Here is a 14,093-nt window from a genome sequence, read left to right as displayed (position 1 = left end):
AGCAAAAAACTATTGTGATTATGAAGCAGGAAGAAATTGTAAACGAAATTCGCCAAATGTGTGGTCAAACGATACTGATGCCCTCTTTAGGTTGGCATTTTAAGTACAAAGAACAAATATATATTTATGTGGTTGGTAAAGATGAATCCATGATTCGTTTCTGTATTCCTTTTGTAGCAGGACTTCTGTCAAATGATAAGGAGTTGCTAAAGGAAGCCGTGAATGAGACGAATAGAAATGTGAAGTTCATCAAGGCTCTTTTGTCTGAAAAAGATGATGCTAAGGTGTCCTTGGATTACGACCACAAAATTACAGACATAGAATCTGCCAAGGACATAGTACCACACATCATCAAGTCATTAGACTTTGCGGTTAGATACTTGGAGGAAAGAGTAAGAGAAAATTAACATAAAAGAATAAAAGTTGCGCCCGACACGAATATAGGGAGAATAATATGGAACTGAAGAATGGAAATGGTTTGAATTCATGGTTTAATGCTATTCTGTGGCTTAATATTGCCTTTTCAGGCTTAGGCTTGATTATGAACTTGATTAACCTCATGAAAGGAGACAATGGCTTTGACCTTTATGCTCTTGGAAGCACTTGTGCTGTATGTATTGCCATTGCTGGATTCTATTGGCTTTTGAAAGCAGAAAAAGTTGGCTTCTACTTATTTGTTGCTGGTTGTTTGATAAACGCTATAATTGCGTATATCCAGTACTGCAATATCAGTGTGGATGACTATGGAACAATGTATTCCGTTGTAAGAAGTATGGCGTTCAAAGGTGTATGGACAAGTATTGGAAAAATAATTCTCTTCATGTTTTTAATGTTATTAAAATGTGAAGGAAGGAATGTGTATCAAGTATTATGGAATAAAGTGTATGATGATGACTCAGCAGAATATGCAAACATGTCTGAAGAAGAGCTTTATAAGGTATTGGGTACTTCCCTGTATAAAGAATCTCCATACAGTCAAGGAAGCCTCGGAGAGGGCATGACATTAGTGAGGCAAGCGATAGATGGCTACTGCAAACCTCGCTATCTGATGGATGATGACGCGAAATGTGCATACGAGTTTATGTCTGAGAGAGAACAGCTTGTGGCTGTTACAGATGACGATATTGACTGGGGAAGTTTGGAAGGATTATCGGAAAAAGTTGTTGACATAGTAAAATGTCGTGCTTTCGTTTTTCCTGGAGACATCTATCATTATAAAAATGGTGTGGCAGAAGTGAGATGGGAAATCAATCCAGACGGCAGGTTCTATTCTGACGAAGATGGCTTTGGCATGACTAATGACAAAGAAATTAATCTTTATGGTGCTATTGACAGAAAAGGTAAGGTTGTAAAGAAGTTCACTTTGAAAAGATAATCAATCAGCAGGATTATTCTGAAAGTATAAAATAGCAGAAGGCTATGTAGTTTGTATTCCATGGTCTTCTGCTTTTTGTTTTCCAATGCAGTTTTTTTCTGATAGTAAATGGTTACTTCGGTACTCTATATCTCATAAACAGACAAATAACAAACTTAGAAGTTGTGCCCGACACGGATTAGGGTATTGAAATATGAAGTCATTAGCAAGTATCTTTGTAGTATTGTTCTGCATTATAGTCACTTCTACAATTGTAAGTTGTGACTCAAAACCTTCAACTGCGAGTGGTTCATACGCAAATGAAAACATATATGAGGAAGAAAGTCAGAAGACGTTCCCATGTACACTATGTAGCGGATATGGTGTTTATGCAGGATATACATGTAACAGATGCGGAGGAACAGGAGAGATTGTGGCTGATTATGTAGAGACACGTTCTAACTCTGATGTCTCCTTCAAAGGACGGTCTTTCTTTTATGGAAGATGTAACAGTGGGTGCGGTTGTCAAATTTATGAGCACAAGCCTGGGCATACAGAGTGTGTTAATTGTGCTGCACATGGATGCTCTACCTCCAAACTCTATCATAAGAAAGAATATTGATACATCTGAAATATGAAACATTTAGTGGTTATATTGTTATTTTCCATGTTTAATCTGGCAATTAATGCTCAGACTTCAAGTTTTTACGTTCGCCAAGCCCAATCGTACCAGCGTGAAGCTGCATATTATCTGCGGCAAGCGGAAAGCTACCAACGAGAGGCGGATTACTATAACAGACAGACACAAAATAATTTAAGAGAAGCCGAGTATTATGTAAGACAGAAGAAATATGACAGGGCGAAGATATATCAAGACAGGGCGAGGAATATGGCAGACAAAACTTTGGTATATTCTCATAAAGCAGACAAAGCAAGAGATAGAGCTGCTGACTATACCCAGAAGGCCAATGCTATGTTGAGTAAGTAAGAATAAAAACAAGAAATTTAAGATGAAAAATTGGTTCGTATATATGATAATGATGTTGTTCCTTGCAAGTTGTTCGGAACAACAAATAATGGAAGAAATGGCTTCTGCAACAAAGTTGACAGAACAGAAACGTTTGATTGTAAGTCCGCAGGACTCAGTCATGTCATTGCTCTATCAAGCTCGCTGGGGCGATGGTTCGGCATATCTGAAACTGGCAGATTGTTATCGAGATGGTATTGGTGTGAAGAAGGATTTCTTCGGAATGATTACTATGGCTCACATGGCAGAGGGGCGTGGAGCAATCAATCGCATAGATGACTATATCTACGGCTTGCCAGATGGTAATGATTACAAAACATTATTTCTCCTAATGGATGGCTATAAGTCGTATATTCAAGAGGATCCAGACAGCATAGAGCAAATGCTGCGTGCGAGCGACAGTCCTGAAGCAAAGACTCTCCTCGGAATGATTACTGTTGACCAAGGCGACACAATATCGGGGATGAATATGATAAAAGAGGCTGCAGATCAAGGTTGTTCCTTGGCAGAACTGCTGATTACCATACCTGACTGGAAAGGCAGACTGAGAGCAGATGCAACAAAACTTGCCATAATTGCTCATCGTGTACCTCTCGCCAATCTGATTCTTGGCGACCTCTATTATGAGCCTGATGAGAATGGCAAATCAAACAAGCAACTTGCTGTGGAATATTATATGAAAGCAGAAGAACATGCTGTATTGGGACGCCATGGTGCTGAAAGAGTGCTCGACTATTACAGAAATGGAGGAAATATCCATCTGACAGAAGAGGATATCAAGCGATTGGAACTGATTGTACAACCTAAAGGTGTAGAAATGGAATGAAAACAATAACACAAGCATTTAGAACATTATTGGTATTTATGCTAATATTCTATTGCGTAGGTGTCTATGCTCAGAGAAAAGAAGTTTCCTATTTCAACAATAGTGTTGAAATTTGTCCATTAGCAGACAAAGAACTTATAGACTCATGCTACAACCTATTAGATAGAAATATGATGTTAGAAACAGATGGTATGTATGGGCAAATAGCCGTTATTGATGCCACAACATCAGAAGTATTAGCATGGGCATCATTGGAGAAACAGTTAGATGACGATTGTGGATGGTGTGGTGACATGGTATATGTACCATTCAAGAAACAGGTTTGTTCCACAGATATTTTTGTACCCTTTATAGCTGCAAAATGTTTAGAGAAGTCAAATACGTCTTTAGGGAAAATGGTCGATACCGAATGCGGAATATTGGAAGTTAATGATAGTCTAAAAATACGTGACCATAATTGGCGAAGAGGTGGCTATGGAAAAGTTACATTTGAAAATGCGTTACTGATGAAGTCACGAATCGGAATGTACAAGGCTTTCATGACCATGCCAAATGGAGCGGATTTATGGGAACAAGCGTATGATACCATCCAAAAGAGTAATGCTATAGAGTTGGCAATCTCCTTTAACCAAATGTATCATCAAAAATCATCTTTGGAATATGTCAAGAAAATAGCTACTGGCATTTTTGAGAAGACAGGCATACAACATCGGCTTGCTCCAAGAGGTATTAAACTGGCAGGTATATACAACATTCTACAATGTGATGACAATAAAAGAAGTTCGGACGAATTTACATTCGTAGGTTGCTTCCCTGCTGATAATCCGAAATATACCATCGGTATGGTTGTTGTTCGTCCACATAAACTTCCAGTAACTATTGGAATGTTGAGCATAGAGGTGAACCTACTGATTGAATGGTTGATGAATAGAAAGAAGTAACAATAAAAGTTGTGCCCGACACGGATTAGGGAAATCGATATGAAGAAAATTAAGATTACAGAGCAGATACATGTCCTTGGAACTACGTTTAAGGATATTTACGAGATAGCAGACTATTCGTGTAAGGAAATGCCCAAGGATGGTGTATATGTAGGGCAGCTCGTGAGACATCATCTTTGGTTTGATGAATGCGATTATCTCAGCGACAATTATTGGCATCGTAGCTTTGTATTTGCAAAGTCAAAAGATGAGGTTGAAAACAAATTGGAAAAGTTAAGAGAGTTTCAATTCCCTGGATTTAGGGAAGAATGGGCTCCAATGATTTACTGGGACGACGAATACGATGATATGAAAGTAACAGATGATATTACACTATGAAAAAACTTCTGTTTATATTCCTTATGCTTGCAGTTCTTACTGGCTGTCATGGTTTGCGTATGGGAGTCGGATTAAAAGGGGAAGTCATTGACGAAGATACCCTTGTCTTGGATGGTGATACGTTCACTATTCAAGAACGAATTGGTGACAGTCTGTTTATCGTTTGGAACTATGAACATTCCGATGAAAAGACACCATGCTACCTTCTAAAGTATGAACGTAATGGCTTCTATTATCCTCAAATTGGAGCAACAAATATCACTTCTATTGACAATACCGTCAACTATGTGAGCATTGACGACAATGATGTTTATGACATTAAGGATAGAAAGATATTGTTCTCATCTCCATGCTGTGAGTCTGGATTTTATTATCTTGGTCAGTGGAAAAGCTTACATCTTTTCGCAAGTTCTGATACGATTTGCTTCTCTGATGGAAAATGTGTTGGACTCCAAGATGATGTGTTTTGTCGCAAACCTAAGAAAGAAGGTATGGTAACTTTGGTGGCAGGGGCACAAACAAAAGATGTTTCATTCGGTGACTTATACAACGCAAAGAAAAAGAGTGATGCCCCCGATACGACAACAGAAAGATTGGCAAAGAACTATTATATCAAGCCAAGGAGTAAGTACGAACGGATGGAAGCTGGATTTAGTGTTGATTTGGATATACCGAAAGGTGATGCTGAGTCTGACAAGGCTATTCGGGAATGGATGATGGCTGCTATTAGAGACGATGCGTTTTATCAGTTGGAAAACAATAGGGGCATTCCAGTTGGGAAGTGTACATCGTTAAAGGATTTACTGCATTCTTTGGATGAATATGGTGTATTGTGGGAAAAACTTTGTCGGGCAGAGTATCAAATAGAAGATACGTTGGAGCTTAGAATGACTTGCAATATAAGAGTGAAGAAAGTGGTTGACTGTGAAGACTATACCACATACTATTATTGGGCAAGTCTTTACAATGGAGGACTTCATGATTTACCTCGTGAGTATTACATCACATATGACAAGCGAAGAGGCGGATTGTTGGATGTCAACAATTCCGTGAAACCTGCGATGGTACAACATTTTCGGCATTTAGCATTGGAGAGTTTGAAGAAAGAATACGATTTTTGCTACGAACGTGAAAATTCATGGGAGGATTTCACGCATAGTATTTTCTCTTTCCATTGTCCAATGATTGATACAAGCGGTATGGACGAGGTAATGCGGTCATTTCTTGTACATAATTATTCTTGCGATGATTGGGCTGGATGGAATGGTTACAACGAAAAGGCATTTACCGAGAAGGATTTTCCTTTGACTCACTTTGCCGTACTGCCAGAAGGCATTGTCTTGACATATCATCCTTATCAGATTGATTGCTTTGCTGCAGGCGAATACCATGCAGTTATACCTTTCAAGGAAGCTAATAGATGTTTGATGTTCGACTATTCCAAGCATGAGGACTTGAAACCAAAGTTGCAAAGATTCATCAAGTGGTAAAAATGACAATATCAAGAATAATATAAGAGAAAAAGCTACGTTACTTATATATAAAATGTTACATTTGCCTCTATACTATCATAAACTAAAAATAATCATAATATGGAGATAAGATATGCAACAATAAGTAAGACCGGTAGAAGGCATAATAACGAGGATGCTTACAAGGTCATTGATATGCCACAAAACAACCTGTTTATGGGAATAGTATGTGACGGCATGGGAGGTCATTCCTTTGGCGAGGTGGCAAGTGAGGCAGTCTGCGATGCCATTTCAAAATACTGGCAGGATAATACAGACACTCCAGACAGTGACCAAAAAGTTGTTATGGCTTGCAGAAAGGCTTGTAATGCCATCAACCAGAAATCCTATGACCTCAGCCATGCAGAGATGGGTTCTACGATGGTCATGGCCAGCATTGAAGGCGACAAGGCGACAATAGCCCATGTGGGCGACAGCCGTTGCTACCTGCAAAGGCAAGGTGAGGGATTACTTTACCAAACCGAAGATCATGTGCGCATTGACTTCGGATGGGAAATTGTGTCACGCTGTTTCTTCAGCTACCGTCCAGAAGTCGCTGTTCCCGACATTAGGCAGTTCACCATTCAGAAAGGAGACAGGATATTACTCTGTTCTGATGGCTTGTACAAGAGCATGGCACCCGACATCCTGCAAGCAAGGATGTTGGACGACATGCCCTTGGAAGATATACTTGATGTATTTGATTTTCTCTGTCAAAAACAAGGTGATGACAACTATACGGCTATATTGATAGAAATAGAATAAAAGAGAGACAAGATGAGAAAGACACTATTTGGAATTGATTTGGTTATCTGTTCATTGTGGACTATAGCCGCATTGGGAAGCAGAATAGCATGGGTCGGTACTCCTGCAACATGAAATCTCATGTTTTCTGAAGAAAGTTGATATAATATCAACAACTCTTCCACTCTCTTATAATGAACGATAAAAATGAAAAGACTATGAATGAGAAGTATGAAAAGAAGATACAAACCGATGTGGACGCTATCTTCACATTGATGGCTCAACGAGTGGACGAGAAGCAGATGAACTTGCTGCATGAAGCATACAACTTTGCCGCTTATGCCCACAAAGACCAACTGCGCAAGTCGGGTGAACCCTATATCAGTCACCCTGTTGCCGTGGCACGCATTGTGGCAGAAGAGTTGGAACTGGGAGCTAACCCTGTCATGGCAGCGTTTCAACATGATGTTGTAGAGGATTGTCCGTACAGTATAGATGAGATCCGTGAACGTTTCGGGGATGATGTGGCATTTCTTGTCGGTGTCGTGACTAAGCAGAAGAAAGCTCAGTATGACCAGTCGAAGCAGGTGGATAACTTCCGCCAAATGCTATCGTCTGTACAGTTTGATGTGCGTGCCATCCTGGTGAAATTGGCAGACCGACTTCATAATATGCGCACGCTAAGCAGTATGCGCCCTGACAAGCAGATGAAGATTGCCTCGGAGACAGATTATTTCTATGCCCCTCTTGCCAATCGCCTTGGTTTGTATAACGTAAAGACGGAACTTGAAAACCTGTCGTTCCGCTATCGCTGTCCACGTGAGTATGAACAAATAGAGAAGCAGTTGGCTGAACTTCAGCTGTCGGAAAAACCAGATGTGGATGTCTTTATCGCCAAGACTAAGGAGATACTTGAAGCTAACGGCATTGACGCACGCATCGAGCTCCGTATGCGCTCACCTTACAGTATCTGGCGCAAGATGCAGTCCAAATGTTGTGATTTCGAACATATCGACAGCAAGCATTACCTGCGTATCATCTACAAGGCTGACGGCTTGCAGGAGGAGAAGAAGCAGAGCTTGCATATCTATGCCGTGTTGTCCGACTATTTCAAGGAGCGTCCTTGTTCTGTGGTCAATTATATCAACGCTCCGAAGGAGAACGGCTACCAGAGTTTCCATGTGAAGTTTCTCAATCCAAAGGGACAATGGGAGGAAGTGCATATCTCGTCTGAACGTATGATACGCAACAACCGCCTTGGCTGTACTGCTGAACGCACGGAGGAAAACCTAAAGGCATGGTTGGAAAAGTTCAGGGCTGTGCTCAAGGATATAGCTTACCACACCAACGAGATGGACTATATGGATGGTGTGACGGCATCGTTCTACCATGATAACATTATGGCTTTCACACCCAAAGGCAAATGTATCGTACTGCCCAAGTATGCCACTGCACTCGATTTTGCCTTCGAAATTCATACCGAAGTTGGACTTCATGCCGTGTATGCACGTATCAATGGTAAGCTGTCCTCTGTCAAGACGGTGCTCCATCGTGGCGATTGTGTAGAGATAGGCACTGCAGAGGATGCAGTACCTGAAGCAGATTGGCAGAACCATGTGCTTACCTATAAGGCAAAGCGTAGTTTGGGCAGTTTCTTCACCGACCGTCCAAAGATGGAGTATAAGCGTTGTTCCTGCTGCCATCCGTTGCCGGGAGACGAAGTCGTCGGTTTCAAGAATACAGAGGGACAGATTACGCTCCACAAGCGCAACTGCCTCACCGCTATCCGTCAGGCATCCAAGCAGGGCGATACCATTGTAGCTGTGGATTTCAAGGAGAACGAACAATTCCTTTTCCCCGTCCGTATCTGCATCCGTGGCATCGACCGCCATCATCTGCTCAGTGACGTGGTTGCTTGCATTACAGAGCAACAGAACCTATCCATTTCGAAACTCCATACAGTAACCCAAGACCGCATTGTGGAAACCACGGTGGATTTTGAGGTACATTCTTCCAACGAACTAAAGCAAGCCATTGACAATATCCGTAGGATAAAGAATGTGGATGAGGTGGCAAGAATAGATATTGAATAACAAAAATGAACAACATGAAAACTACTACAATATTTAAAATGACGGTATTGTTTCTGTTTGTCCTTTCCCCAGTTTCCTGTAAAGGGAACAAAGGCGGATTGGATAATCAGGAATCCGATACTGTGATGGTTGCTAAAGACAGCATTCCATTTGTCTTGAAACATCTGGATGTTGACAAGAAAAAAGTGATGGCATACGTTACCTGTTCAGAACATACGGTTGACTCCTTGCTATCCATCGCTGATACAACGTATAGCAAAACTGGCAGCTACAGTTTGGAAGACTTGGGCATGGACAATGAAGAGTATAACAAGTGGATTACAAAAGACTACAAAGACACCATTTCTATCGTTATTGCCCTGTTTGATTCATACGCAAGTATGGTCAATTCGGGTATGGATGAAGCAAGCGCATCCTTTGTCTGGCATGAGGTAGCACGACTGCAGATGAAGCACTTCTATGAAAAAACAGGTGGTGAATGGCAAGAACCTAACAGTTACGAAAAACTATTTCGGGTGATTGATGGAGTCATGGGAACATACAGCTGTGGTACCCAAGCCGACATAAATATGGCAGCTTGGCGTTCTGTCATGCCTGTTGACTATCGGTTGATAGAGGCATATAAGCAACTGGCGGATCTGTGTAATGACAAAGAGATAACAAAAGTCATTCACGATGACTATATGTACACGCTAACCACTTATCGGGCATATCGTGACGGCATCGACGAGTGGTATTCCGATCTGCCTCGTGAGCAAGGTGAGCTGTTTAAATGGTTGCTAAGAAGCAAACTCGAAAATGTCAATCTGCTCATCAAGAACTACAAGAGAGGAAAGATAGACAACAATACTGTCAAGAAGAACTTGCAAGAACATCTGTCTCTTGCAAACAAAAGAGTGGTAAAACTGACCAAAGACTTTCTTGATAGAGAAAGAGATGACTTTCGATGATGTCAAACCAATGGAGTGATAGATTAGAGGTTACTTTTCTCTCCCTATTATCATAAACGAGACAAAAGGAAAGACTATGTTAGTGATACATCCGACAGATAAAACGACCGAAATGCTCTCAATCCTTTATGAAGGGTTGGGAGCACGAGTGATGGAATCATATTGCTCCAACAAAGAAATCGGGTATCAGCTTCGCCATACGTCGCTAAGTGAGCGTATCATGCTGCTTGGTCACGGTTCGAACAATGGCTTGTACTTCCGTATGAACGATGGGGAGGAAGGCTTTGACGGTATTATCGTCGGGCATCCGCAAGCCTATTATCTTCGCAAACATTGTGGAGGCATCATCGGTATATGGTGTCATGCCATGGAGTTTGCCAAGAAGGAAGGACTGCATGGCCTGTTCTCTGGTATGATTATATCTGAGATGAGTGAAGCAGAAGAGTATGGTGTGGCTACTGACAAAGAGAGCATGGACCGGACAAACCGCATCATGTTCACCCAACTCAGAAGGCTTCTGGACGACGGCATACCACTGCATGAGATACCCGAACGCCTAAAGACATTGGACACCACGCAAAGTGAGTTGTCACGGTTCAACTACGAGAGGTTTTACTATTTGTAACAAATTAACGAAGAATATGATTTCAATATTCAGAAAGATAAGAGTAAAGTGGCAGATATGGAGAGGGCAAGCTATAGACATATGGTCAAAGAATGCTTATCCTGCTGATGTGTTGAGTAACTTTTGCAGCAATGGCTTCCGTTTTGAAGGCGTTGTCTGCGGCAGTATGGAGGGTTTTCTCCAATCATTGAAGCTGCAGGACATAAACAAACAGCGTCGAATATGTAGCATGAAAGGAAAAGATGCAAAGAAACAGACTTCGGCAGGATGGCAAACTGACCAGATAGTATGGTGGAAAGGTAAAGCTATAGACCGACAGAGCGGAGAGTTCGCAGCTCTTGTCCGCCAAGCCTATAATGCTATGTTCGAACAGAGTGAGCGTTTCCGTACAGCTTTGATGGCAACACGTGGTATGGCATTATATCATACTAAGGGCGAGAGCAATCCATACAAAACGATATTGACTGAGCAGGAGTTTTGCAGTATATTGACAGAGTTACGAGAAAACAATGATTATCGAAACAAAACTCAAGAGCTTATAGCCAAATCGGTACGATATGAGCCTGAAGCATAGCATTATGCCTTGTATATTTCGCCGATATTGAATATGAATGTCGGATTTCAGGAAGGAGTTCGAAAGATTAGAGGCTTTTTGATAGGATGTAGTTACTTCCATACTCTATATCTCATAAACAAATAATAAACTTAGAAGTTGCGCCCGACACGGATTAGGGTATTTACTATGGGATTATTCAATGTTTTCAAAAATAAATACAACAATACCAATCAAAAGGTTATTACTCTTGAGGATTGTATTGAAAAAATGTTTGCAACGGATGGTATAGAACCCAACCGTGAAGATAAAGTGTTTATAACAGGAGTACATGGGAAATATTGTACTTTCCAGGTGGCGTTGAGTGTTGTAAAAAGCAAAGGGCTACTCATTCATTTACGTTTCCCAATACCGGTTAAAGAAAATGTTGCCTGTGCCGTCAATTACGAAGTAGTAAGAATAGGTAAGGAGACTGTTGAAAAATCACCTATGACGCAGGTTCGTTTGTCGGGAAGAAATGAATGGTATAACATTGTTGTGGTGACGATGAAAGAATTTGAAGAATTGACAGACAATACTCCTGATGAAATAAGAGAAATGATGTTAGATGCGGTAAAGGTCGTTGATAATGATCGTTTTACTTCATTGGCTGCAGCCATATATGGATATAAGTCATATGAAGAAGCGAAGATGAATGTGCAAGCTAATTCGAAAGGAGAAAATAATGCGTCTGTTCAGTTGAATGATGGATATGATGAACTTTTGAATGAAACGCCAAATCTCAGTAAATCCAGGTGTTTGGGACGGCTTGTGAGGTTTGCGGATATTAAAATGAAAGTTAAAGGAGATGACTCTCTTAATGAAAGGGCAGCAAAGGCTTTAAAAAAATCTTTCGATAGCTTTATACAGGAAGCGTATAATATTGCGAATGAGGAAGAACGTGACTTGATAAGGAAACTGCGTTACCTAAGTATGGCAAAGGATGAGGATGAAATCAACGAAGATGATTTCGCGCTCGGAAAGGAAGATGCTTTGCGCAGTTTATTCGCCCTCGGGGATCCTCAATCTCTGCTGTATGATGATGGTTCAGCAGATTATGCAAACATGTCTGAAGAAGAGAAACTTTATAAGGTACTGGGGACTTCCCGGTATAATGAATCTCCATACAGTCAAGGAAGCCTCGGAGAGGGCATGACATTAGTGAGGCAAGCGATAGATGGCTACTGCAAACCTCGCTATCTGATGGATGATGACGCGAAATGTGCATACGAGTTTATGTCTGAGAGAGAACAGCTTGTGGCTGTTACAGATGACGATATTGATTGGGGAAGTTTGGAAGGATTATCGGAAAAAGTTGTTGACATAGTAAAATGTCGTGCTTTCGTTTTTCCTGGAGACATCTATCATTATAAAAATGGTGTGGCAGAAGTGAGATGGGAAATCAATCCAGACGGCAGGTTCTATTCTGACGAAGATGGCTTTGGCATGACTAATGATAAGGAAATTAATCTTTATGGTGTGATAGACAGAAAAGGTAAGGTTGTAAAGAAGTTCACCTTGGAAAAATAATTGTCAAGGTGCATGATGCCATCAAGGCGCAAGACAGCATTAGTGAAGTATAGTTGTGCTATACATGAAACCGTTTATGTAAAATACAGCAAAGTCAATTGATATGAAGACGATTAAGAATACAGATTCGTTTATTGTTCTCGGAGTAAAGTTTGTGAATGTAACTGAGGCTATTTTGTATGCCATTAAGAGATGGGATAAAGATGGCATCTACGTTGGTAAAGACGTTAAGCTATATCCTTGTTTCGACTCAGAAGACTATGCGTCAGAAGACCGGTTCTTTTGGAATATAGTGTTTGCAAGAACCAAAGAGGAACTGGATAGAAAACTTGTAGAGCTGGAGATTGTCTCGCCACAAACCAACTACAACAAGTTTTCGGAGGGATTGGCTCCCATGATTTATTGGGCTGGCGACGACAGTTTCTATGATGTGATGGTAACGGATGATATAGACTAAAACGCAATGGAAAAGGAAGTCATTATGCAACAGAATGAGCTGTTGTGGAAGAACTACGACAATATCGGAGTCCTTCATATTCCAAAGTCTATTCAAATAGAAACACAATTTGAAAGTCCGTTTGCATCGTATGAACAACGTCCGTTTGTTTGTGCGGCTCCGACGAAATGTTTCAAAGTGCAAATTTCAGAGATTGATAATCAGTCTGATTATATAACACTCAAAGACGGCGTTCTCTATTCCAAAGACATGAGTCGTCTGATATACTGTTGGCAAGAGAAAGAGCATTTCATAATTCCACAAAGCGTCAAAGTCATTGAACCGTTTGCTTTCTGTTTGCAAAAACGGCTTCGGGATATAGAGTTGCATAATGATATTGTCTCAATAGGCGATGCTGCTTTTATGGGTTGTGAAGCATTGGAACATATTGTCATTCCACGTTCCATAATGGAGATAGAGAGCGACACATTTGACGGATGCATATCATTGAAAAGTGTGGAGTTGCATGATGAAATAACACAGATAGGAAGAAATGCGTTTCGACACTGTGAAGCGTTGCAGAATATAATTCTGCCACGAAACCTAAACTATTTGAATGGCTTCGAATGTTGTTATTCTCTACATGAGATTGACATTCCTTCATCGGTTAGGAAGATAGATGGTTTTATGTTCTGCGGTAATCTGCGAAAGGTCATACTGCATAGTGGAGTCCGAGAGATAAGAGATTATGCTTTCCGATTCTGCGAAAGACTTGCAACCATTAACTTCCCTGAAGGACTGGAGACAATAGGTGTTCGTGCCTTCTATCCTTCCAACATGGTAAGAGCGGTATTTCCAAACTCTTTAAAGAGAATAGGAGCAGAAGCTTTTTATCATAACGAGAGACTCTTATATATCAAATTTCTGTCAAATGCGAGTGTAGGGGATTGTGCTTTCGCCTGTTGCCCCATCATTCGAATAAAGAAGCCCGACGATATGGTATTTGGAGATAAAGTGTTTGTGCAAGACACCTCGTATGACAAATTTGCTTTTTGGGATTGAAATGCAACGGTCGTTAAGTATTCG

Annotated in this window: 15 protein-coding genes; all 15 read left to right on the top strand. The window is 40.8% G+C overall.

Annotated features, from left to right (window positions below; all coding sequences use genetic code 11):
• Nucleotides 1–20 precede the first annotated feature (20 nt).
• Nucleotides 21–407 carry a hypothetical protein gene (locus ACDC99_RS06845; protein ID WP_370756320.1) on the top strand — a complete coding sequence of 129 codons (387 nt, stop codon included), beginning with the start codon at nucleotides 21–23 and terminating at the stop codon, nucleotides 405–407.
• Between the two features lie 47 nt (nucleotides 408–454).
• Entirely contained in the window at nucleotides 455–1,375 is a 921-nt protein-coding gene (locus ACDC99_RS06840; protein ID WP_370756318.1) for a hypothetical protein, read from the top strand.
• 613 nt (nucleotides 1,376–1,988) lie between these two features.
• Nucleotides 1,989–2,342, top strand: coding sequence for a hypothetical protein (locus ACDC99_RS06835; RefSeq protein ID WP_370756316.1), 354 nt, complete (start codon nucleotides 1,989–1,991; stop codon nucleotides 2,340–2,342).
• 22 nt (nucleotides 2,343–2,364) lie between these two features.
• Nucleotides 2,365–3,207: a hypothetical protein gene (locus ACDC99_RS06830; RefSeq protein ID WP_370756314.1), complete on the top strand. Its 843-nt coding sequence runs from the start codon at nucleotides 2,365–2,367 to the stop codon at nucleotides 3,205–3,207.
• Nucleotides 3,204–4,148 carry a serine hydrolase family protein gene (locus ACDC99_RS06825; RefSeq protein ID WP_370756313.1) on the top strand — a complete coding sequence of 315 codons (945 nt, stop codon included), beginning with the start codon at nucleotides 3,204–3,206 and terminating at the stop codon, nucleotides 4,146–4,148. The genes ACDC99_RS06830 and ACDC99_RS06825 overlap by 4 nt, the downstream gene beginning before the upstream one ends.
• A 39-nt stretch (nucleotides 4,149–4,187) precedes the next feature.
• Entirely contained in the window at nucleotides 4,188–4,526 is a 339-nt protein-coding gene (locus ACDC99_RS06820; RefSeq protein WP_044073006.1) for a hypothetical protein, read from the top strand.
• A complete protein-coding gene (locus ACDC99_RS06815; protein WP_370756310.1) occupies nucleotides 4,523–6,016 on the top strand; it encodes a DUF3298 domain-containing protein in 1,494 nt (497 codons plus the stop codon). Before ACDC99_RS06820 ends, ACDC99_RS06815 begins: the two co-directional genes overlap by 4 nt.
• A gap of 102 nt (nucleotides 6,017–6,118) precedes the next feature.
• Complete coding sequence (locus ACDC99_RS06810; protein ID WP_370756309.1) at nucleotides 6,119–6,802, top strand: PP2C family protein-serine/threonine phosphatase; 684 nt, start codon at nucleotides 6,119–6,121, stop codon at nucleotides 6,800–6,802.
• A 197-nt stretch (nucleotides 6,803–6,999) separates the two neighbouring features.
• A complete protein-coding gene (locus ACDC99_RS06805) occupies nucleotides 7,000–8,874 on the top strand; it encodes a RelA/SpoT family protein (RefSeq protein WP_370756307.1) in 1,875 nt (624 codons plus the stop codon).
• Nucleotides 8,875–8,879: 5 nt separating this feature from the next.
• Nucleotides 8,880–9,824 carry a hypothetical protein gene (locus ACDC99_RS06800; RefSeq protein WP_370756305.1) on the top strand — a complete coding sequence of 315 codons (945 nt, stop codon included), beginning with the start codon at nucleotides 8,880–8,882 and terminating at the stop codon, nucleotides 9,822–9,824.
• Nucleotides 9,825–9,900: 76 nt separating this feature from the next.
• Nucleotides 9,901–10,449 (top strand): hypothetical protein, encoded by a 549-nt coding sequence (locus ACDC99_RS06795; RefSeq protein WP_370756303.1) that lies wholly within the window; start codon nucleotides 9,901–9,903, stop codon nucleotides 10,447–10,449.
• Nucleotides 10,450–10,465: 16 nt separating this feature from the next.
• The gene (locus ACDC99_RS06790; RefSeq protein ID WP_370756302.1) at nucleotides 10,466–11,023 is read left to right on the top strand and encodes an NADAR family protein; all 558 of its coding nucleotides are present in this window, start codon (nucleotides 10,466–10,468) and stop codon (nucleotides 11,021–11,023) included.
• Between the two features lie 168 nt (nucleotides 11,024–11,191).
• The gene (locus tag ACDC99_RS06785; RefSeq protein WP_370756300.1) at nucleotides 11,192–12,571 is read left to right on the top strand and encodes a hypothetical protein; all 1,380 of its coding nucleotides are present in this window, start codon (nucleotides 11,192–11,194) and stop codon (nucleotides 12,569–12,571) included.
• Between the two features lie 103 nt (nucleotides 12,572–12,674).
• Entirely contained in the window at nucleotides 12,675–13,028 is a 354-nt protein-coding gene (locus ACDC99_RS06780; RefSeq protein WP_370756299.1) for a hypothetical protein, read from the top strand.
• Between the two features lie 6 nt (nucleotides 13,029–13,034).
• Nucleotides 13,035–14,069 (top strand): leucine-rich repeat domain-containing protein, encoded by a 1,035-nt coding sequence (locus tag ACDC99_RS06775; RefSeq protein ID WP_370756297.1) that lies wholly within the window; start codon nucleotides 13,035–13,037, stop codon nucleotides 14,067–14,069.
• The last annotated feature ends 24 nt before the right edge of the window (nucleotides 14,070–14,093 follow it).

Source organism: Prevotella pectinovora, from assembly GCF_041323955.1.
Classification (GTDB): Bacteria; Bacteroidota; Bacteroidia; order Bacteroidales; family Bacteroidaceae; genus Prevotella; species Prevotella pectinovora.
Note: the sequence above shows the minus strand (reverse complement) of the source record. Positions and strands in the feature narration are given on the sequence as shown.